Source organism: Salipiger sp. HF18, from assembly GCF_011806505.1.
GTDB lineage: Bacteria > Pseudomonadota > Alphaproteobacteria > Rhodobacterales > Rhodobacteraceae > Salipiger > Salipiger thiooxidans.
The window spans coordinates 1-901 of the sequence record NZ_JAATOS010000873.1; the positions used below are offsets into that span (position 1 = coordinate 1).

The 901-nt window shown below is 68.5% G+C and carries 1 protein-coding gene; it reads left to right on the forward strand.

The features are described 5' to 3' along the window. Positions 1–231 precede the first annotated feature (231 nt). Positions 232–901 (forward strand): FAD-binding oxidoreductase (locus tag HC022_RS27660; protein WP_167454506.1); only part of this gene is annotated, 670 nt, incomplete at its 3' end.

Consider the following 901-nt stretch of genomic DNA (forward strand, 5'->3'; position numbering starts at 1 on the left):
TCTCCGTCTCAGGTTTCAGGTGTCGCAACCCAAACCTACTCCGAAGATCGACGATGACCGCCAGCCTCGCGATCAGCTACGCTCGCGGCTTCCTACACCACGCCGCGGGGCACTATCGCAGAGTGGCCCTCAGGTCATCCGCATTCGACAGGAAATGCTGTGACGCCCTTGATCCGGCACATGCATCTGGGGGCACCATCGTAGAAGATTCCGGGACTACAGGAGAAAACCATGACCGCCCCCTTGCTGCACATCGAGACTCGGAACGACCTGCCCGAAACCGCCGATTGTGTGGTGATCGGCGCGGGCATCGTCGGCACCAGTGCCGCCTACTGGCTGGCGCGGGCGGGGATGAAGGCGGTGCTGCTCGAGAAGGGACGCGTCGGCGCCGAGCAGTCGAGCCGCAACTGGGGCTGGTGCCGCCAGCAGAACCGCGACGCGCGCGAACTGCCGCTGTCCACGAAGAGCCTCTCGCTCTGGGAGGACATGGCCGCGGACATCGGCGAGGACCTCGGCTTCCGGCGCTGCGGGCTGCTCTACCTCTCGGACGATCAGGCCGAGCTCGACGGCTGGGCGCGCTGGGGCATCTTCGCCCGAGGCCAGGGAGTGGACACGCGGATGCTGAGCGCCGCTGAGGCGACCGAGCGCGGCAGCGCCACCAACAAGAGCTGGGCGGGCGGCGTCTGGTCGCCCACCGACGGGATCGCCGATCCGTCGCGCGCGGCGCCGCTCATTGCCAAGGGCATCCTGAAACACGGCGGTGCGGTGATCCAGAATTGCGCGGCGCGCGGCATCGAGACGTGCGGCGGAACGGTCTCGGCGGTGGTCACCGAGAAGGGCACGATCCGCACGAAACAGGTGGTGCTCTCGGGCGGGGCCCGGGGGGGGGGCCTCCCGCCCC